We start from the raw sequence: 17,160 nt of genomic DNA, 5'->3' as shown, positions 1-17,160 counted from the left end.
GTCAGGACGACGACAGGGTGCCCTTGCGGAGCGTGACCGCCCGGGGGGCCTGCTTGGCTAGGTGGGAGTCGTGCGTGACCATGACGAAGGTGAGTCCGTCCTCCTTGCAGCGGATCTGCAGGACGTCCATGATCTCGTCGCGGGTGGACTCGTCGAGGTTACCCGTCGGCTCGTCCGCGAGTAGTACTTGCGGCTTCTTGACCAGTGCTCGGGCGATGGCCACCCGCTGCTGCTGGCCGCCGGACAGCTCGCTCGGCACGTGGCCCCGCCGCTCTCCCAGCCCGACCGAGGAGAGGGCCTCGGCGGCCAGTTCGCGTCGCTCCTTCGGCTTGATGCCCAGTGGTACGAGGGCCGTTTCGACGTTCTCCTGGGCGGTGAGGGTGGGGATGAGGTTGAAGCTCTGGAAGACGAAGCCGATCTTCTCGCTGCGCAGGCGGGTCAGACGGGCCTCGGGCAGCTTCGCCAGGTCGACACCGTCGAGCAGCACACTGCCGGAGGTCGGCCGGTCGAGGCCGCCGAGCATTTGGAGGAGGGTCGACTTGCCGCCGCCGGTGGGACCCTTGATGACCAGGTAGTCGCCGGTGGCGATGGTGAGGTCCACTCCGGCGAGCGCGTCGACGACGCCCTTGCCGCGGGTGTAGCGCCGGGTGACGCCGGTGAGTTCGTACATGGTGTGGTTGCTCCTGCGGAGAGGGACGAGGACCGGTCAGGCGACGCGGGAGAGGGCGTCGGCGGGGCGGAGCCGGGAGGCACGCCACCCGCCGAAGGCCCCGGCGACGAGGCCGCCCGCGACAGCGAGGCCGACGGCCAGGGTGATCACGGAGAGGCTGACCGGCGCGGTGAGGACCACATCCAGCGTCCGTGCGGCGGTTTCGCGTGCGGCGCCGCCGGGGCCGCCACCGGGGCCGCCCATGCCGCCACCTCCACCGGGGCCGCTCATGCCGCCACCGGAAGCGCCCAGCTCCGCGGAGAGCGACGGCCCGAACGCGGTGACCGCCCACGCACCGGCCAGGCCCAGCCCGATGCCCAGCGCACCACCGACCAGGCCCGTCACGACGGCCTCGCCGACGACCTGCCCGGTGACCCGGCGCGAGCGCCAGCCCAGTGCCTTGAGGGTGCCGAACTCCCGGACGCGCCGGGCGACGGCGGACGAGGTGAGCAGGCCGGCGACCAGGAACGCCGCGGCCAGGACCACCACGGACAGCCAGCGGCCGACCGTCTCGGCGAGGCCGGACGCGGTGGACAGCGACCCGGAGACGGTGTCCGCCAGGTCCTCGGAGGTGGTCACGGTGGCGTCCGGAACGGCCTTGAGCACCGCGGATTCCACCGCACCGAGCTGCTGCGCGTCGTCGGCCTGCACGTAGACGGTGGTGATCTTGTCCTTGGCGTCGGCCAGGGTCTGCGCCTGGGCGAGCGGCAGGTAGACGTTGGCGGCGGCGTCCCCGCTGGTCGCCGTGGCCACGCCGATGATCTCGAACTTGGTGTCGCTCACCGTGACCGTGTCACCGGTCGCGAGCTTCTTCTCCTTGGCGTAGGCGTTGTCCACCACGGCCACCTTCGCCGATGTCTCGGACGTCTCGAAGCCGCGTCCGTCGGTGATCTCCGAGGAGGACAGCGGGCCCATCGCCGGATGCGTGACGTCGGTGCCGTACACGGTGAAGCTGTCGATGGAGAAGTCGGCGCCGCCGCCCGTTACCTCACCGTCCGGGCCGCCGCCCCGTCCACCGCCCGGCCGCTGCTGGAACTGGCCGCGGCTGAACTCGCCGTCGACTTTCACCACGTTGAGGCTGAGCCCGCCCACGGCGTTCGCCACACCATCCGCCTCCGCCACGGCGGAGACGGTGGCGGCGTCCAAGGTCTGCAAGCCCTGCACCATGACCCGGTCACTGCTCTGCCGCTCACCGTCCTCCCCGTCACCACGCGCGTCGAAGCGGAACCGCGGCCGCTCGCCACCGGTCTCCGACGGCGGCTCCGGAGCCTTGGTGACGGTCATGTCGGTACCGAGCCCGTAGAGGGATTCCAGGACCTGGTCCTGGGCCTTCCCCATGCCGGTCGAGACAGCGTTGACCACGATGACAAGAGCAATACCGAGAGCCAGCCCCGAGGCGACGACCAGCGCCGACTTCCTCCGGCGGCGCAGCTCGCGGCGCAGATAGGTGAAGAACATGCGCCGCAAGCTAGGCGAGTGGCCTGGCAGCACCGTGAGCGTTGTGTGAGAGAACGCTGAGAGTCTCACCGGGACGGATACTGCTCTTGGCCGGCGGCGAGGGTCATTTGGATCATCGGGCGGACCGGAGGAAGATGCCTGCGACGTGGAGTCCGGCCAGGTAAATGATCGCGGTCTTCTCGTAGCGGGTGGCGATGCCGCGCCACCGCTTGAGGCGGTTGATACACCGCTCGACGGTGTTGCGCTGCTTGTACGCCTCCCGGTCGAAGGCAGGCGGCCTGCCACTGGCTCTTCCGCGCCGCATCCGGTTGGCCCGTTGGACGGCCCGTTCCGGGATCGCCGCGCGGATACCGCGTCTGCGCAGGTGGATGCGGACCTCGCGCGAGGAGTACGCCTTGTCGACCAGGACCACCTCCGGCCTGGCGCGGGGCCGTCCACGGCGGCGAGGCACGCGCAGGCTGGCCATCACCTCGGTGAAGGCGGGTGCGTCGCCGGCCTGTCCGGCGGTGAGGACGAACGCCAGGGGCCGACACCGGCCGTCGGCCGCAGGATGGATCTTCGTGGTCAGTCCGCCGCGGGAGCGGCCTATGGCGTGGTCGTCCGGCTCACCGCCAGGGCCCCTCTTTGCGGGCCCCGGACGCGTGCTGGTGAGCACGCACGATCGTGGAGTCCACCGAGACCGTCCAGGCCAGGTACTCGTCCACGTCGGCCTGGGCCACCAGCGCGGTGAACACCCGCTCCCATACGCCGAGTTCCTCAGCGACGGGGACGAGGCCGCCAATGCCAAGATCTCCGCCCGACTGGAGCAGCGCGGCTGAAGGGTGCGGACGGCCGTCCACGGCCCGTCCACACAGGTCGAGACAGGGCGTTCAAACGCGAGACAGGACGAGACAGCGCGCTGATCACGCGGGCGCATGAGAAACGGCCCGTGGCCTGCTGAAACAGCAGGCCACGGGCCGTTTTCATCCGTGTGGCGGCGCTAGGATTCGAACCTAGGAAGGCTGAGCCGGCAGATTTACAGTCTGCTCCCTTTGGCCACTCGGGCACACCGCCTGGGATTGCCGCCTCGGGGGCGTTCGCTCCCTGGCAACGCGCACAACCATACCCGATGGTGGGGGGTGGTCCGCCACCTGGTTGTCCGGCGGTGGATCACCGCCGCGGATGACTAGGCTGACGGCGCGGGCCGAGCCGGGCCGCACCCTGACGGATCTACGCACGAGGAGCCAATCCACGATGGCCGACTCCAGTTTCGACATCGTCTCGAAGGTCGAGCGGCAGGAGGTCGACAACGCCCTCAACCAGGCCGCCAAGGAGATCTCCCAGCGCTTCGACTTCAAGGGCGTGGGAGCCTCCATCGCCTGGTCGGGCGAGAAGATCGAGATGCGGGCCAACTCCGAGGAGCGGGTCAAGGCCATCCTCGACATCTTCCAGACCAAGCTGGTCAAGCGGGGCATCTCCCTGAAGTCCCTGGACGCCGGGGAGCCCCAGGTGTCCGGCAAGGAGTACAAGCTCTTCGCGTCGATCCAGGAGGGCATCTCCCAGGACAACGCCAAGAAGGTCGCGAAGATCATCCGCGATGAGGGCCCCAAGGGCGTCAAGGCCCAGGTGCAGGGCGACGAACTGCGCGTCAGCCACAAGAGCCGTGACGCCCTGCAGGAGGTCATCTCCCTTCTCAAGGGCAAGGACTTCGACTTCGCGATCCAGTTCACCAACTACCGCTGAGCACCGGGCCGGCGGTGGGCGCCGGCCGCTGGGCGAGGACGGACGGGCACCCGCCGGGCGGCGGGTGCCCGTCCGTGTTCCTCCGGGGCGGTGGGTAGGGCGTCCGGGGGATTGGCGGCACCGCACGGCGGGCACCCGGAGACGGGAACTTCCACGCGTACGGGCCCAGGAGGACGTATGGGAAAGAAGGCCGTGCGGGCCGCTCTGCCGGCCGCGTTGCTGTTCGGTGCGCTCTCGCTCTCGGGTTGCGGGGACGGCGGCACCGGGGAGGAGATCTCCGGGACCCTGGCCCGCAACAGCGCGGCCGAATCCGGCGAACTCGCCTTCGACCAGGCCGGGCACGAGATCGACGGCGACCTCACGTGCACCGACGAGGGCACCGGGGAGAACCTGCGGGTCACCTGCGAGGGCACCACCGTGGACGGCGGGGAGGCCCGGATGGTGGCCGACGCCGGCAGCGACCCCCGGATCGAGACGGAGGGCGGCGTCACGTTCGAGGGCTTCACGATCGTCGGCACGGTGGACGGCGAGCAGGTCTTCCGGGAGAACTGCATCGGCGTCGGCTGCTGACCTCCGTGCAGCGGGTCGCTCCCGGCGGCCTGTTGAAACCGGCGGGGCGGGGCAGACGGCAGTAGCGAGCAGTGATGTTCCACGCCGAACCGCCAGGGGGGATCCGCACCGATGGCCGTATCCGCGCGCCGGACGCGTACGCCGGACCGCAAGCCCGTCTTCGACCTGCGGGTGACGGCCCTGGCCTTCGTACTGGCCGCCGTCGTCCTGCTGGGTGTGTGGTTCGCCGGACGCGTGGCGCTGGACGCGGCCCGGCGGCATCCGGTCGCGGCGGTGGCCGTCTGCCTGATCGCCGTGCCGGCCGCCGTGGCCGGTCTGCGCGGCGGACGCCGCTTCCGGGCGTCCAGGGCCGCGCGGCGGGCCGCCACGGTCCTGACCGAGGCCGCCGAGACCGCGCTGGACACGCTGGAGGAGGAGGTCCCGGGCGGGCCGGGGAGCGGGGACCGCGCGGGGCGCCCTCCGGAGCCCGCGGAGCCCGCGGAGTACGCGGAAGCGGTGGAGTACGCGGAAGCGGTGGAGTACGCGGAGCCTGGGGAGTACGCGGAAGCGGGCGGAGGCCCGGGGGCGGCGGTCCGCCCCGGCCGGCCCGACTACGACGCCATGGAGGCGGAGGAGTTCGAGCAGGCGGTCGCGGCCCTGTGCGAGCGGGACGGCTGCCGGGAGGTGGAGGTCGTCGGCGGCGCGGGCGACCTCGGCGCCGACGTCGTCGCCACCGCCCCGGACGGGCGGCGCGTGGTCATCCAGTGCAAGCGCTACAGCGACACCAACAAGGTCGGCTCGCAGGACGTGCAGCGCTTCGGCGGCACCTGCTACACCGTCCACGAGGCCCAGGTGGCGGCCGTGGTCACCACCGGCGACTTCACCGCGCCCGCCGCGGAGTACGCGGAGCAGTGCGGGATCCTGTGCTTCGACCGGCACGCGCTGGCCGCCTGGAGCGACGGCACCGGACCGGCTCCCTGGGAGGCGGTCCGGGAGGGCGCGGACGAGCCGCCGGCCGGGACCGGCCGGCACGGCGGCCCGTGCGACGGCGTGTACGACCAGGACGGCCTGTACGGCGAGGGGGCCGCCCGGCCCTGAGGCCGGACGGGACCGCTTAGCGGGAGGCCGGGTTCCAGCGGTACGACGGGTACGCGGCGTCGCTGCGGACGATCTCGCGGCCCAGCGGCATCAGCGAGACCGGCACCATCTTGAAGTGGGCGATGCCGAACGGGATGCCGATGACCGTCAGGCAGAAGCCGATGCCGGCGGCTATGTGCCCCAGGGTGAGCCAGATCCCGGCGAAGACCAGCCAGACGACGTTGCCCGCGGCGGAGGCCGCGCCCGCGCCGGGCCGCTGGACGACGGTGTACCCGAAGGGCCACAGGGCGTAGACGGCGATCCGGAAGCAGGCGATGCCCCACGGGATCGTGACGACCAGCAGGAAGCAGACCAGGCCGGCGATCGCGTACCCCAGGGCCAGCCAGAGGCCGGAGAAGACCAGCCACAGGATGTTGAGCAGCGTCCTCACAGGCGCCTCCCGGCCATGCGCTCGAGCCGGGCGATGCGCTCTGCCATCGGGGGGTGGGTGGAGAACATCCTGGACAGGCCGTCTCCGGGGCGGAAGGGATTGGCGATCATCATGTGGCTCGCGGTCTCCAGCCGGGGCTCGGGGGGCAGGGGCAGCTGTTTGGTGCCGGCCTCCAGCTTGGCCAGGGCCGAGGCCAGGGCCAGCGGGTCGCCGGTGAGCTGGGAGCCGGAGGCGTCCGCCTCGTACTCCCGGGAGCGGCTGACCGCGAGCCGGATCAGGGACGCGGCGAGCGGGCCGAGCAGCATGATCAGCAGCAGCCCGACCAGGCCCGGTCCCTCGTCGTCGTCCGAGCGCCCGATCGGGATGAGCCAGGCGAAGTTGACCAGGAACATCACCACCGAGGCCAGCGCGCCCGCGACGGAGGCGATGAGGATGTCGCGGTTGTAGACGTGGCTCAGCTCGTGTCCGAGGACGGCGCGCAGCTCGCGCTCGTCCAGGATGCGCAGGATGCCGTCGGTGCAGCAGACGGCGGCGTTGCGCGGGTTGCGGCCGGTGGCGAAGGCGTTGGGCGCCTGGGTCGGCGAGATGTACAGACGGGGCATGGGCTGACGGGCTGCCGTGGACAGTTCGCGGACCGTCCGGTACAGGCCCGGGGCCTCGAACTCGCTGACCGGGCGGGCTCTCATGGCTCGCAGGGCGAGCTTGTCGCTGTTCCAGTAGGCGTAGGCGTTGGTGCCGAGCGCCAGGACGACCGCGACGAGCAGCCCGGTGCGGCCGAAGAAACCGCCGATGACGATGATGAGTGCGGACAGTCCCCCGAGTAGCAGGGCGGTCTTCAGCCCGTTGTGCCGGCGGTGCACGGTGCGCCCTCCAGGTGGTGCGGCAGGGGGGATCCCCCGTGTGGCCCTTCGTTGTGGCGGTGCCTCCGTCCGAAGGCGGATTCGTGGACCCTTCCGATGAGGTCAACGCCACGTGAAGGCGCCGGGTTCCCGGGCCGCCCCGGTCTAAAGCAGCACGTCGGCGGCGAAGCGCAGGGCGAGCTGGGGAGCACCCGAAAGGCCGACGGCGATCAGCCCGGTCAGGGCGATCGCGGCCGTGAGCGGCGCGGCGACGCGTACGGGGGCGGGTGCGGGCGCGGTGGCGGGTGCGGGCGCGGGGGCCCGGAAGAGCTGCGCCGTCCACGCCAGGTAGTAGTACAGGGCGATCACGACGTTCACCGCCATCACCGCCGCCAGCCAGCCCAGTCCCGCGTCCACGGCCGTGGAGAAGACCGCGACCTTGGCGAACAGGCCGATGATCCCCGGCGGCAGCCCGGCCAGGCAGAGCAGGAAGAAGGCGAGGGCGAGGGCGGTCGGGGGGTGGGCGGCGTACAGGCCGCGGTAGTCGGTGATCCGGTTGGCGGCGGCGGTCCGGCCGACGTGGGCGGCCACGGCGAAGGCGCCGAGGTTCACGGCGGCGTACATCAGGGCGTACGCGACGGTCGCGCCGACGGCCCGCCCCGGCTCGTCGGCGTACGCCGCCGCGGCGATCGGCACCAGCAGGTAGCCCGCCTGGCCGACGGAGGACCACGCCAGCAGCCGCACCGCGCTGTGCGCGCGTTCCGGGCGCTGGCGCAGGGCGGCGACGTTGCCGCCGGTCATGGTGAGGGCGGCCAGGACGGCGAGCGCCGGACCCCAGACGTGGCCGTAGGAGGGGAAGGCCTGGACGGTCACCAGGATCAGCCCGGAGAAGCCGACCGCCTTGCCGATCACCGACAGGTAGGCGGCCACCGGCAGGGGGGCGCCCGCGTAGGTGTCGGGCACCCAGGAGTGGAAGGGGACGGCGGCGGTCTTGAACGCGAAGCCGACGAGGGTGAGGGCGACTCCGGTGGCGGCCAGGGTGTCCAGCCCCGGGGCGGTATCGCGCAGTTCCTCGGCGACCCGGTCCAGGTGCAGGGAGCCGGTCGCGGCGTAGACGAAGCTGACGCCCATCAGGCTGACGGCGGTGGCGGTGACCGAGGAGAGGAAGAACTTCAGGGCCGCCTCGGAGGAGCGCCCGTCCGCGCGGCGCAGTCCGACCAGGGCGAAGGAGGGCAGGGAGGCGACCTCCAGCGCCACGATCAGGGTCGCCAGGTCGCGGGCGGCGGGCAGCAGCGCGGCGCCGGCGGCGGAGGCCAGCAGCAGGAACCAGTACTCGCCGCGCGGCAGCGCCTCGTCCCGTACGGCCGTCATCGACAGCAGGGCGGCGACCAGGGCGGCGCCCAGCACCAGGAACTGGACGGCCAGGGTGAACGGGTCGGCGACGTAGGAGCACACCGCCGGATCGGCGGTGAGGCAGAAGGTGGTGCGGTCACCGTTCCGCAGGGGCAGCAGGCTGAGCGCGGCGAGCGCGAGGACGGCGACGGTGACCGGGCCGAGCAGCGGCTTGCGGCGCTCGGGCAGGAACAGGTCGGCGACCAGGACGGCCAGTGCCCCCAGTGCGGCGAGGGTGGGCGGGGCGATGGTGAGCCAGTCGACGGACTGGACGACCGACCGGACGGGGTCCTGGGCGAGCGCGTTCATCGGCTGACTCCCGGCAGGAGGTTCTGCACGGCCGGACCGGTGAGCCCCAGGAGGATCGCGGGCCACAGTCCGGCCAGGACGGTGAGGACGACGAGCGGGATCCAGGCGGCGAACTCGTGGCCGCGTACGTCCGGCAGGGCCGTGCCCGGGGCGGGGGCGGCGCCGGGGGCGTGCGGCGTCCCCATGCAGACCCGGCGCACGACCACCAGCAGATAGGCGGCGGTCAGCAGGGTGCCGAGGGCCGCGAGGGCCATGAAGACCAGGTACGCGGGCCGGCTGAGCCCGTCGGCGGGGTGGTACGCCCCGAGCAGTGCGAGCATCTCGCCCCAGAAGCCGGCCAGTCCGGGCAGGCCGAGGGAGGCGACGGCGCCGAAGGCGAGCAGCCCGCCGAGCCGGGGGGCGCGCCCGTACAGCGCCGCGCCCCCGCCGCGCTCCCCGCCGCCGAGCGCGAGCCGGTCCAGGTCGGTGGTGCCGGTGCGGTCCTTGACCGCGCCGACGAGGAAGAACAGCAGGCCGGTGATGAGGCCGTGGGCGATGTTGGCGAACAGCGCGCCGTTGACGCCGGTGCGGGTGAGGGTGGCGACGCCCAGCAGCACGAAGCCCATGTGGCCCACCGAGGAGTAGGCGATGAGCCGCTTGAGGTCGCCTCCCGCACCGGACCGGGACAGGGCGAGGCAGGCCAGCGATCCGTAGATGATGCCGGTGACCGCGAAGGCGGCCAGGTACGGCGCGAGGGTGTGGATGCCGTCGGGGACGACCGGCAGGACGATCCGGACGAAGCCGTAGGTGCCCATCTTCAGCAGGACGCCCGCCAGCAGCACCGAGCCGACGGTAGGGGCGGCGGTGTGGGCGTCGGGGAGCCAGCTGTGCAGCGGCCACATCGGCGTCTTGACGGCCAGGCCGATGCCGATGGCGAGGGCGGCGAGGAGCTGGGTGGTGTGGGTCAGTCCCCGGCCGCCGTCCTCGGCGAGCGCCGTCATGTCGAACGTCGGGCCGCCCTCGGCGCCCAGTCCGACCAGCAGCAGGCCCAGCAGCATCACCACGGAGCCGAGCAGGGTGTAGAGGACGAACCTCCACGCGGCCCGCTCCCGTCCCGCGCCGCCCCAGCGGGCGATGAGGAAGTACATCGGGATCAGGACCGTCTCGAAGGCCAGGAAGAACAGCATCAGGTCCAGCACGGCGAAGGTCGCCAGGGTGCCGGCCTCCAGCAGGAGCACGAGCGCGACGAACGCCTGCGGACGCGGGCCCTCGGGAGGCCGGTGGTAGCTGTACAGGGCGCACAGGAAGGTCAGCAGCGCCGTCAGGACGAGCAGCGGCAGCGAGACGCCGTCGGTGCCGAGGTGGATGCGGACGCCCAGCGCCGGAATCCAGCCGATGTCGGTCTCGGCCTGCATGGTGCCGGGCCGGTCGTGGTCGAAGCCGAGTGCGAGCACCGCGGTGGCGGCCAGTACGGCGCCGGTGACGGTGACGCCGTGGCGCAGCACGGCCTGCTCCGGGCTGCGCCCCCGCAGCCCGGGCGGGGCCGGCAGCAGGGCGGCGCCCGCGCCGAGCAGGGGCAGGACGACGACGGCCGCCAGGAGCAGCCGCATCGCGGTGTCGTTCAGGGGGATCACTGGTCACGCTCCGGCGGCGACGAGGGCGGCGGCCACGGCCAGGACGAGGGAGCCGGCGAGCAGGAGACCGAGATAGGTCTGCACGTTGCCGGTCTGGGCGCGGCGCACGGCCGCGCCCAGCAGCCGGGCGGTGCCGCCGGCGCCGCGCACGTAGGTGTCGACGACCTCGCGGTCGAGGAACCGCACCAGCCGTGCCGCGGCCAGGACCGGGCGTACGGCGACGGCCGCGTAGAGGGCGTCGAGGTGGAAGCCGCGGGCGGCGTGGCGGTGCAGCGGGCCGAGGAGGAGCCGGCCGGGGTCGGCCGGGTCGACGGCGGCGGCGATGTCGCCGTAGACCGCCCGGTGGGTGGCGATGGCCTCGGCCTCGGAGACCGCCGGCTCGGCCTCCGGGTGGGCGGCGACGGCTCCGAGCGGGGCACGGGCGGCGGCGGTGGCGGTGCTGTGCCGCCAGGCCGCGTACATCACCACGATGCCGGCGGCGGCCAGGCCGGTTCCCAGCACGGAGGTGGTGAGGGTGGGGGCGAGGGTGCGGCCGTCGAACCAGTCGGGCAGGGCGCCGTGGAGCAGCCCGACGGCGATGGTCGGCCCGGCCAGCGCCCACAGCACCGCGTTCATGACCGCCGGCTGCCTGGCGTGGCCGGGCGCGGTGTTCCCGCCGGGCTCGGCGCTCTCCCCGGACGCGGTGCTCTCCCCGGGCGCGGCGAAGCCGCGGCCGTGGAAGGCCAGCAGCCACAGCCTGGTGGCGTACGCGGCGGTGAGCGCGGCGGTCAGCAGCCCGGCGAGCAGGACCGTCCAGCCCACGGCGGGCGGGACCGTGTGGGCGGCCCCGCCGGCGGGGTCGAGGGCGGCGTGCTCGGCGGCGGCGAGGACGGCCTCCTTGGAGAAGAAGCCGGCGAAGGGGGGCACGGCGGCCAGCGCCAGCAGGGCGACGGTCATCGTCCAGTAGGCGTCCGGCGCCCGCCCGGCCAGACCGCCGGTGCGGGACATCGCGGCCAGGGAGTTGGTGCCGGCCGCGTGGATGAGCACACCCGCCGCGAGGAAGAGCAGCGCCTTGAACACGCCGTGGGAGATGAGGTGGAAGACGGCCGCGCCGCGGTCGGCGACCGCCAGGGCGCCGGTCATGTAGCCGAGCTGGCCGACGGTGGAGTAGGCCAGGACCCGCTTGATGTCGTCCTGGGCGAGGGCGGCGAGCGCCGAGCCGACCATGGTGACCGCCGCCATCGCGGCCAGGACGGCGAGCGCGGCGGCGGAGGAGGTGAAGACGGGCAGCAGCCGCGCGACGAAGTAGACGCCGGCCGCGACCATGGTGGCGGCGTGGATCAGCGCGGAGACCGGCGTCGGGCCCGCCATCGCGTCCGGCAGCCAGGTGTGCAGCGGGAACTGGGCGGACTTGCCCGCGACGCCCGCGAGCAGCAGCAGCGCGATGACGGTGGGGTGCTCCAGCTCGAAGCCGGACAGCGGAGAGGTCAGCCGGGTCACGATGGTGCTGATCCGGAAGGTGCCGGCCTCGGAGGCCAGCGCCAGGATGCCGATGATGAACGGCACGTCGCCGAGTTTGGTGACGAGGAACGCCTTGAGGGAGGCGGAGCGCGCGGCGGCCGTCTCCCAGTAGTGGCCGACCAGGAAGTACGAGCAGATGCCCATGACCTCCCAGCCGACCAGCAGCACGATCAGGTCGTCGCTGTAGACGACCAGCAGCATCGCGGCCGTGAAGAGGGAGACCAGCGCGGCGTAGGAGGGGTAGCGCGGGTCGTCGCGGAGGTAGCCGGTGGAGTAGATCTGCACACAGGAGGCGACGGCGGCGACCAGGACGGCCACGAGGACGGCGAAGCCGTCGAGGTGGAAGGCGAGTTCGACGGGGAGGGCGTCGTTGCCGGTGGGGGTCAGCCGGGTCGCGCCGGTCAGTGCGCCTTCCCCGCCCTGGCGTACGGCGACGGCCGTGGCGAGGGCGGCCGAGGTGAGGGTGGGCAGGACGGCCAGGGGGCGGACGTAGGCGGGGGCGCGGCGGCCGAGGAGGAGTCCGGCGAGGGCGCCGAGGAAGGGCAGCAGCGGGACGAGGACGGCGAGGGTCGTGGTGCTCACGCGGTGGCCTCTCCCCTGGTCAGGCGCGTGTCGGTGGGTCTTCCGGCGGGGTCGCCCGCAGGGCTGCCGACGGGATTGTCGGTGGCGTCTGCCACAGTGGCTTCGTCACTGTCGGTAGCGGTCCGGTCGGTTTCGGCGAGGTCGCGGAGCCGGTCGATGTGGGAGGTGCCCCGGTTGCGGTGGACGAGCAGCACGATGGCGAGGCCGATGCCGATCTCGGCGGCGGCGATGGTGATGGTGAAGAGGGTGAGGGCCTGGCCCGCGTGGAGGGTGTCGCGGAGCCAGACGTCGAAGGCGACGAGGTTGAGGTTGACGGCGTTGAGCATCAGCTCGACCGACATCAGGACGAGGATCGCGTTGCGCCGGGCGAGGACGCCGTACAGACCGGTGCAGAAGAGGAGGACCGCCAGGACGGCGGGGTAGGCGAGATGCATCAGCGCTCTCCCCCGCCCGCGGCCCGGGTTCCGCTCCCGGTGCCGCCGTCGCCGTCGCCGTCGCCGCCGGTCCCGTTCCGTCCGTTCTCGCGGCGGGAGAGGACGATCGCGCCGACGAGGGCCGCGAGCAGCAGGACGGAGAGGGCCTCGAAGGGGAGCACCCAGTGCTGGAAGAGGATCCTGCCGGTGACGTCGGTGGTGCCCTGCGGTGCGCCGTCCTCCAGGTCGATCCAGGTGGTGCGGAAGGCGTCCACCACGACGGTGACCAGGACGGCCGCGGCGGTGACGGCGACCGCGAGGGCGACGGGGCGGTTGCCGGAGTCGGCGTCCGGCGAGCGGCCGATGGGCGCCCTGGTGAGCATCAGTCCGAACAGGAGGAGGACGACGACGGCTCCGACGTAGATCAGGACCTGCACCCAGGCGATGAACTCGGCGGACAGCAGCAGGTACTCGACGGCGATCCCGCCGAGTGCCACCACCAGCCACAGGGCGGCGTGCACCAGTTGCCGGGTGGTGACGGCGGTGATCGCGGCGCCGAGGGTGAGGAGGCCGACGAGCAGGAAGAGGATCTCGACGCCGGTGGGCGACAGGAAGCCGGGGGTGCCGGAGACGGCCGCGGCGGAGGCGGCGAGGTTCGCGGTGGCGCTCACGCGTCACCGTCCCGCTGCGGTGTCCCCGGCTGCCCGGCTTCGTGCTGCCCGGTCCCGTGCCGACCGGCCTCTTGCTGCCCGGCCTCTTGCTGCCCGGCCTCGCGGCTGCGGGCTCCGGCGGCGAGCTGCTTCTCGGCGGCCTTGCGGGCGGCGGCGATCTCCTTGGGCTCCTCCGCGGCCGGGTCGAGCGGCGGCGGGGCGGGCACGGTCCACATCCACTCGCGCAGCCGGTCCCGCTCGTGGACGAGATCGCGGATGTCCGTCTCGGCGTACTCGAACTCCGGCGACCAGAAGAGCGCGTCGAAGGGACAGACCTCGATGCAGATGCCGCAGTACATGCACAGGGAGAAGTCGATGGCGAAGCGGTCCAGGACGTTGCGGCTGCGCTCGCGCCCTCCCGGAGCGGCGGGCGGCACCGTCTCCTTGTGGGAGTCGATGTAGATGCACCAGTCGGGACACTCACGGGCGCACAGCATGCACACCGTGCAGTTCTCCTCGAACAGCCCGATCACCCCGCGGCTGCGGGCGGGCAGCTCGGGCCGGACGTCCGGGTAGTGCGCGGTGACCGAGCGCCGGGTCATGGTGCGGAGGGTGACGGCCAGGCCCTTGGCCAGGCCGCTGCCGGGAACGGCCATTACTGGATCACCACCTTGACGACGCCGGTGAGCGCGATCTGGAAGAGGGCCAGGGGGACGAGCACGGTCCAGGCGAGCCTCTGGAGCTGGTCCTCGCGCAGCCGGGGGTAGCTCACCCGCAGCCAGATGACGACGAAGGCGAGGACGGAGGTCTTCAGGAGCGTCCACAGCCAGCCGAGGTCGGCGGCGAACGGCCCGTGCCAGCCGCCCAGGAACAGCACCGTGGTCAGGGCGCACAGCACGACGATGCCCGCGTACTCGGCGAGCAGGAAGAGTGCGAAGCGCAGGCCCGTGTACTCGGTGTACGCACCGAAGATGATCTCGGAGTCGGCGATGGGGGCGTCGAAGGGCGGGCGCTGGAGCTCGGCGAGCCCGGCGGTGAAGAAGACCAGGGCGCCGATGATCTGCCACGGCACCCACCACCACTCGAACGCCTCCAGGATGCCGGGCAGCGAGAGCGTCCCGGCGGCCATGGCGACGGAGGCGGCGGCCAGCAGCAGCGGCAGCTCGTACGCCATGAGCTGGGCGGCGGTGCGCAGACCCCCCAGGAGGGAGAACTTGTTGGCCGAGGCCCAGCCGCCCATCAGGGAGCCGAGCACACCGACGCCCATCACGGCGAGCACGAAGAAGATCCCCGCGTCGATCGCCTGGCCGACCATGCCGTCCGGGCCGACCGGGATGGCGATCAGCACGAGGAGGTAGGGGATCAGGGCGACGGCCGGCGCGAGCTGGAAGACGCGGCGGTCGGCGTCGGCCGGTACGACGTCCTCCTTCTGCGCGAACTTCACGCCGTCGGCGACGAGCTGGGCCCAGCCGTGGAAGCCTCCCGCGTACATCGGGCCGACGCGGCCCTGCATGTGGGCCATCACCTTGTGCTCGGCCTGACCCACCACCAGGGGCAGGACGAGGAAGGCGAGCAGGACGGCAAGCAGCCGCCAGGCGACGTCGAGCACGTCCATCAGGCACCGCCTCCCGTCGTTCCGTCCCCGGTACCGCTGTCACCGGCACCCTCATCACCGCTGCCGGTGCCGCCGCTGCCGGTGCCGCCGGTGCCGGGCTCCCGCGAGGCCTCGCGATCCGGTTCCGGGGCGTCGCCCTCGGGGGCGTTCGCCGCCGAGGCGCCGCCGCCCTCGCCGAGCGGGACCTCCGTCCGCTCGTCCGTCGCGTGGACGCGGCGGGCGGCCTCGGCCGAGGTCTCGCCGGAAGGCTCCACCGGCTTGAGCCAGGGTGCGTCCGTACTGCGCCGCCCCGGCTCCGCGGCGGCCCGCTGACTGGCCGAGCCTTCGCTCGCGCTCCGGGAGCGGCGCGGCGCGGCGGCCTCCGGGGAGGCCGCTCCGGCGGCGCGCTGGCTCGCGGAGCCGGCGCTCGCGCTGCGGGTGCGCCGCGGGGGCCGCTCCCCCGCGGCGCCCGCCGCCCGGCCGCGTGCCGGGCGGGCGGCGGGGGGCGCGGGGAGCTGCCCCTTGAGCGGGCCCCACTCGTTCGGGTCGGGCACACCGGGCGGCAGTGTCTGCCGCCGCCTCGGGCCGCCCTCCGCGGGCTCGCCGGGCTCCTTGGCTCCGGGCCACGCCTTGGCGACACGGGCCGCCAGCACGAAGTCCTTGCGCAGCGGATGCCCCTCGAAACCGTCGGGCAGCAGCAGCGGGGCCGGGTTCGGGTGGCCGGTGAAGGAGACGCCGAACATCTCGTGCGTCTCCCGCTCGTGCCAGGCGGCCCCGGCGTACACACCGGTGGCGGTGGGCAGTTCTGGACTCCCGTGCGGCACGGTCGTCCGCAGCAGCAGCCGCCGGACCGGTGTGCCCAGCGCGGCCAGGTGCGCGCAGATGCGGAAGCCCTCGCCCGGCTCGTCCACGGCGCTCAGCCAGTCGAAGAACGTGCAGCCCAGCTCGTCGCGCGCGGTGGTCAGCGCCTCGGTCCAGCGGACGGCCGGCACGTCGGCGGTCAGCAGCCCGTACGCCTCGGCCGCGCTCGCGCCCTCGCCGAAGATCTCCTCGGCGGGCCGGGGCAGCCATCCGGCGGCGGACGGCCGCGGGTCCGGTGGGTTCTGCCCGGTCATGCGCGCTCCTCCCCCGGTGCCGGGCCCGGAGGCGGGGGCGGTGCGACCAGGCCGCTGGTCAGGGCCGCTGCCGAGGGGCCCGGCTGCGCGGCAGGACCGGCCGGGGCGGACGGCCCTGCCGGCGCGGACCCGGAGGCGTTCCCGTAGCGCTCGGCCGTCGACTCGCCGGCGATCTTCTCCTGGAGCTTGAGGATGCCCTGGAGCAGCGCCTCGGGCCGGGGCGGGCAACCGGGCACGTAGACGTCGACCGGGATGATCTGGTCCACGCCCTTGGTGACGGAGTACGAGTCCCAGTAGGGGCCGCCGCAGTTGGAGCAGGCGCCGAAGGAGATCACGTACTTCGGCTCGGGCATCTGCTCGTACAGCCGCCTGATCGCCGGGGCCATCTTGTCGGTGACCGTGCCCGAGACGACCATCAGGTCGGCCTGGCGCGGCCCCGGCGCGAAGGGGATGACGCCGAGGCGGATGAAGTCGTGGCGGGACATCGACGCGGCGATGAACTCGATCGCGCAGCAGGCCAGCCCGAAGTTGAAGACCCACAGGCTGTAGCGGCGGCCCCAGTTGAGGACCACCTTCATCGGCTCGGGGGCGAGCCGGGCCAGTCCGCCCAGGCGGCGGGGCTCCGGCAGGACGGCGGAGACGGGGGTGCCGGGGGTGTCAGGAGTGTCGGGGGTCCGGGGGATCCGGGGGTTCACGTCCATGCCAGAACGCCCTTCTTCCAGGCGTAGAGCAGTCCCACGGCCAGGAAGCCGAGGAAGACGAACATCTCCACCAGTGTCACTCCGCCGAAACCGGGCTCGGCGAAGACCGTCGCCCAGGGGAAGAGGAAGATCGAGTCGACGGCGAAGACGACGTAGAGGAAGGCGTACACGTAGTAGCGGATCTGGGTGTGCGCCCAGCCCTCGCCGACGGGGTCCACCCCGCACTCGTAGGTCAGCAGCTTCTCCGGCGTCGGCACCACGGGCCGCAACAGCCGCCCGGCGCCGAAGGCCGCCGCCACGAAGAGCACCCCGACGACCGCGACCAGCCCGACGACCGCGTAGCCGTGGAAGTAGTCCGGCACGTCCGCCCCTCGCTGTGTGGTGTTCGCATCGGTTACGACGCTCCGTTCGGAAGGGGAGTCTAGGCCCTGGGCCCGCGCACGGAAGCGGGCCTCCGCCACACCCGCGCCCGGCCTCGGCCGCGTC

17 protein-coding genes, 1 tRNA gene and 1 pseudogene are annotated in these 17,160 nt (G+C 73.0%); 3 read left to right on the top strand and 16 right to left on the bottom strand.

Annotated features, from left to right (window positions below; translation table 11 throughout):
• Position 1: 1 nt before the first annotated feature.
• The 4 genes and pseudogenes from BMY40_RS17240 to BMY40_RS17225 form a co-directional block, all read right to left on the bottom strand.
• The gene (locus BMY40_RS17240) at positions 2–670 is read right to left on the bottom strand and encodes an ABC transporter ATP-binding protein (protein WP_093660532.1); all 669 of its coding nucleotides are present in this window, start codon (positions 668–670) and stop codon (positions 2–4) included.
• A 36-nt stretch (positions 671–706) separates the two neighbouring features.
• A complete protein-coding gene (locus BMY40_RS17235; RefSeq protein ID WP_093660530.1) occupies positions 707–2,167 on the bottom strand; it encodes an ABC transporter permease in 1,461 nt (486 codons plus the stop codon).
• A gap of 112 nt (positions 2,168–2,279) precedes the next feature.
• Positions 2,280–2,916, bottom strand: a pseudogene (locus BMY40_RS17230) (IS5 family transposase); the annotation flags it as partial.
• A gap of 222 nt (positions 2,917–3,138) precedes the next feature.
• Positions 3,139–3,220, bottom strand: a tRNA-Tyr gene (locus BMY40_RS17225).
• Positions 3,221–3,400: 180 nt separating this feature from the next.
• On the opposite strand from BMY40_RS17225, the gene BMY40_RS17220 reads away from it, so the two are divergent.
• The 3 genes from BMY40_RS17220 to BMY40_RS17210 all read left to right on the top strand — a co-directional run bounded on the left by BMY40_RS17220 (position 3,401) and on the right by BMY40_RS17210 (position 5,536).
• A complete protein-coding gene (locus BMY40_RS17220) occupies positions 3,401–3,889 on the top strand; it encodes a YajQ family cyclic di-GMP-binding protein (RefSeq protein WP_093660526.1) in 489 nt (162 codons plus the stop codon).
• A 177-nt stretch (positions 3,890–4,066) separates the two neighbouring features.
• Entirely contained in the window at positions 4,067–4,459 is a 393-nt protein-coding gene (locus BMY40_RS17215) for a hypothetical protein (RefSeq protein ID WP_093660524.1), read from the top strand.
• Positions 4,460–4,570: 111 nt separating this feature from the next.
• Positions 4,571–5,536 carry a restriction endonuclease gene (locus BMY40_RS17210; RefSeq protein WP_093660522.1) on the top strand — a complete coding sequence of 322 codons (966 nt, stop codon included), beginning with the start codon at positions 4,571–4,573 and terminating at the stop codon, positions 5,534–5,536.
• 16 nt (positions 5,537–5,552) lie between these two features.
• Here the strand turns inward: BMY40_RS17210 and BMY40_RS17205 are convergent, their stop codons facing one another.
• From BMY40_RS17205 to BMY40_RS17150, 12 genes are all read right to left on the bottom strand, one after another.
• On the bottom strand, positions 5,553–5,966 hold the full coding sequence (locus BMY40_RS17205) for a YccF domain-containing protein (RefSeq protein WP_093660520.1): 414 nt from the start codon (positions 5,964–5,966) through the stop codon (positions 5,553–5,555).
• Complete coding sequence (gene htpX, locus BMY40_RS17200) at positions 5,963–6,826, bottom strand: zinc metalloprotease HtpX (protein ID WP_093660518.1); 864 nt, start codon at positions 6,824–6,826, stop codon at positions 5,963–5,965. The genes BMY40_RS17205 and htpX overlap by 4 nt, the downstream gene beginning before the upstream one ends.
• Positions 6,827–6,970: 144 nt before the next feature.
• A complete protein-coding gene (locus BMY40_RS17195) occupies positions 6,971–8,506 on the bottom strand; it encodes an NADH-quinone oxidoreductase subunit N (protein WP_093660516.1) in 1,536 nt (511 codons plus the stop codon).
• Positions 8,503–10,095: a complex I subunit 4 family protein gene (locus BMY40_RS17190; RefSeq protein ID WP_425443135.1), complete on the bottom strand. Its 1,593-nt coding sequence runs from the start codon at positions 10,093–10,095 to the stop codon at positions 8,503–8,505. The genes BMY40_RS17195 and BMY40_RS17190 overlap by 4 nt, the downstream gene beginning before the upstream one ends.
• 27 nt (positions 10,096–10,122) lie before the next feature.
• Positions 10,123–12,201: an NADH-quinone oxidoreductase subunit 5 family protein gene (locus BMY40_RS17185; RefSeq protein WP_093660512.1), complete on the bottom strand. Its 2,079-nt coding sequence runs from the start codon at positions 12,199–12,201 to the stop codon at positions 10,123–10,125.
• The gene (gene nuoK, locus BMY40_RS17180) at positions 12,198–12,635 is read right to left on the bottom strand and encodes an NADH-quinone oxidoreductase subunit NuoK (protein WP_245770148.1); all 438 of its coding nucleotides are present in this window, start codon (positions 12,633–12,635) and stop codon (positions 12,198–12,200) included. The genes BMY40_RS17185 and nuoK overlap by 4 nt, the downstream gene beginning before the upstream one ends.
• The gene (locus BMY40_RS17175) at positions 12,635–13,285 is read right to left on the bottom strand and encodes an NADH-quinone oxidoreductase subunit J family protein (RefSeq protein WP_093660510.1); all 651 of its coding nucleotides are present in this window, start codon (positions 13,283–13,285) and stop codon (positions 12,635–12,637) included. The genes nuoK and BMY40_RS17175 overlap by 1 nt, the downstream gene beginning before the upstream one ends.
• Positions 13,282–13,920 carry a NuoI/complex I 23 kDa subunit family protein gene (locus BMY40_RS17170; RefSeq protein ID WP_093660508.1) on the bottom strand — a complete coding sequence of 213 codons (639 nt, stop codon included), beginning with the start codon at positions 13,918–13,920 and terminating at the stop codon, positions 13,282–13,284. Before BMY40_RS17170 ends, BMY40_RS17175 begins: the two co-directional genes overlap by 4 nt.
• Entirely contained in the window at positions 13,920–14,882 is a 963-nt protein-coding gene (locus BMY40_RS17165) for a complex I subunit 1/NuoH family protein (RefSeq protein WP_093660506.1), read from the bottom strand. The genes BMY40_RS17170 and BMY40_RS17165 overlap by 1 nt, the downstream gene beginning before the upstream one ends.
• Positions 14,879–15,973: an NADH-quinone oxidoreductase subunit C gene (locus BMY40_RS17160; protein ID WP_093660504.1), complete on the bottom strand. Its 1,095-nt coding sequence runs from the start codon at positions 15,971–15,973 to the stop codon at positions 14,879–14,881. The genes BMY40_RS17165 and BMY40_RS17160 overlap by 4 nt, the downstream gene beginning before the upstream one ends.
• Positions 15,970–16,674, bottom strand: a complete 705-nt coding sequence (gene nuoB / locus BMY40_RS17155; RefSeq protein WP_093660502.1) for a NuoB/complex I 20 kDa subunit family protein — start codon at positions 16,672–16,674, stop codon at positions 15,970–15,972. The genes BMY40_RS17160 and nuoB overlap by 4 nt, the downstream gene beginning before the upstream one ends.
• A complete protein-coding gene (locus BMY40_RS17150; protein WP_093660500.1) occupies positions 16,665–17,036 on the bottom strand; it encodes an NADH-quinone oxidoreductase subunit A in 372 nt (123 codons plus the stop codon). Before BMY40_RS17150 ends, nuoB begins: the two co-directional genes overlap by 10 nt.
• Between the last annotated feature and the right edge of the window lie 124 nt (positions 17,037–17,160).

It is taken from the genome of Streptomyces radiopugnans (assembly GCF_900110735.1).
Classification (GTDB): domain Bacteria; phylum Actinomycetota; class Actinomycetes; order Streptomycetales; family Streptomycetaceae; genus Streptomyces; species Streptomyces radiopugnans.
This window is presented reverse-complemented; position numbering and strand designations above follow the sequence as displayed.

Coding starts and splice junctions, on each gene's coding strand:
- BMY40_RS17240 (WP_093660532.1), bottom strand. CDS start 670: ATGTACGAACTCACCGGCGTCACCCGGCGCTACACCCGCGGCAAGGGC.
- BMY40_RS17235 (WP_093660530.1), bottom strand. CDS start 2,167: ATGTTCTTCACCTATCTGCGCCGCGAGCTGCGCCGCCGGAGGAAGTCG.
- BMY40_RS17220 (WP_093660526.1), top strand. CDS start 3,401: ATGGCCGACTCCAGTTTCGACATCGTCTCGAAGGTCGAGCGGCAGGAG.
- BMY40_RS17215 (WP_093660524.1), top strand. CDS start 4,067: ATGGGAAAGAAGGCCGTGCGGGCCGCTCTGCCGGCCGCGTTGCTGTTC.
- BMY40_RS17210 (WP_093660522.1), top strand. CDS start 4,571: ATGGCCGTATCCGCGCGCCGGACGCGTACGCCGGACCGCAAGCCCGTC.
- BMY40_RS17195 (WP_093660516.1), bottom strand. CDS start 8,506: ATGAACGCGCTCGCCCAGGACCCCGTCCGGTCGGTCGTCCAGTCCGTC.
- BMY40_RS17190 (WP_425443135.1), bottom strand. CDS start 10,095: ATGCGGCTGCTCCTGGCGGCCGTCGTCGTCCTGCCCCTGCTCGGCGCG.
- nuoK (WP_245770148.1), bottom strand. CDS start 12,635: ATGCATCTCGCCTACCCCGCCGTCCTGGCGGTCCTCCTCTTCTGCACC.
- BMY40_RS17170 (WP_093660508.1), bottom strand. CDS start 13,920: ATGGCCGTTCCCGGCAGCGGCCTGGCCAAGGGCCTGGCCGTCACCCTC.
- BMY40_RS17160 (WP_093660504.1), bottom strand. CDS start 15,973: ATGACCGGGCAGAACCCACCGGACCCGCGGCCGTCCGCCGCCGGATGG.
- nuoB (WP_093660502.1), bottom strand. CDS start 16,674: ATGGACGTGAACCCCCGGATCCCCCGGACCCCCGACACTCCTGACACC.